This window comes from Halobacillus sp. BBL2006 (genome assembly GCF_000786645.1).
Taxonomy (GTDB): Bacteria; Bacillota; Bacilli; order Bacillales; family Halobacillaceae; genus Halobacillus.
The window spans coordinates 1-1,116 of record NZ_JRNX01000315.1; the positions used below are offsets into that span (position 1 = coordinate 1).

At 38.9% G+C, this 1,116-nt stretch carries 2 protein-coding genes; both read left to right on the forward strand.

Annotation, left to right across the window (positions count from 1 at the left end; translation table 11 throughout):
• Window positions 1–262 precede the first annotated feature (262 nt).
• Window positions 263–385, forward strand: a complete 123-nt coding sequence (locus tag LD39_RS23790) for a hypothetical protein (protein ID WP_255349883.1) — start codon at window positions 263–265, stop codon at window positions 383–385.
• Window positions 378–1,046, forward strand: coding sequence for an HAD family hydrolase (locus tag LD39_RS10060; RefSeq protein WP_035545830.1), 669 nt, complete (start codon window positions 378–380; stop codon window positions 1,044–1,046). The genes LD39_RS23790 and LD39_RS10060 overlap by 8 nt, the downstream gene beginning before the upstream one ends.
• The last annotated feature ends 70 nt before the right edge of the window (window positions 1,047–1,116 follow it).

A 1,116-nucleotide genomic window follows, 5' to 3' on the forward strand; every position in this document is an offset into this window, starting at 1 on the left:
CACGGCCTCAGCTTCCTCGGAAAGCAAAGAACGCTTTCCTGCGGGATCTTCAGCTCGCGCTGTTCCCGTAGGAATCTCCGTGTTTTGTCTACGCTAAGAACCTGCGTTGATTTCATACAAGTTTTCAATGTTCGTTTTTTTCCACCGCTACTTTACTTATGTCCCAACCTCTTTATTTTTTTAGACTTTATTAAACCGGGAAAATTGTTTTTTGATAGTATATTCTTATATATAAACAGGATTTTTTTATAGAGGAGGAGTGATGAAGTTGGGTTGGATGATTATTGTGATCATAGCCTATATTCCGATTTTTTATCGAATACATAGACGTCTCGGTTTCCTTGAAAAGGAAGTAAAGAGGTTGAAGGGAGAAGATATTGATTAAGGCAGTGTTGTTTGATTTAGACGGGACGTTATTAAATCGTGATGCGTCGGTAAGAAATTTCATAGACAAACAGTATGAGCGGTTTGTTCATCGGCTTCCTGCGATCCCTAAAGAGGAATATAGAGAAAGGTTTATTGAACTTGATGATCGTGGGTATGTATGGAAAGACAAAGTCTATCAACAGCTGATCGATGAATTTGGCATAAGGGATATTACGTGGGAAGAGTTACTCGATGATTACCTGTATTCCTTTAAGGAAAGTTGTGTGGCATTTCCCAATCTTTTAAAGATGTTAGGTGAATTGAAGCAGCGTAATTTTCTTATTGGTGTGATCACCAATGGCAAAGGCCGGTTTCAAATGGATAATATAAAGGCTTTGGAAATGGCTCCATACATGGATACCATTCTCATATCTGAGTGGGAAGGAGTGAAAAAGCCTGAGCCGCAAATATTTCAGAGAGCATTAGAAAGGCTCCGTGTAGCTCCTGAAGATAGCGTTTTTGTAGGCGATCATCCAGAAAAAGATGTGAAAGCAGCTAAAGGCGTTGGAATGAAAACCATTTGGAAAAAGGATCAACATTGGAATAGACCAGACGCAGATTTCATCATTGATAATCTAGGAGAAATACCGCATCGAATTAAACAGCTTCATACATTTTAAGCATAAAAAAGACAGCCGCTTTAGGCTGCGCGTAATTAAATCTCTTTCTCCTTCTCTTTTCTTTTGTCTT

Bases quoted from the DNA above. Each gene is read 5' to 3' on its own strand.
- LD39_RS23790 (WP_255349883.1), top strand. From the start codon at position 263: ATGAAGTTGGGTTGGATGATTATTGTGATCATAGCCTATATTCCGATT.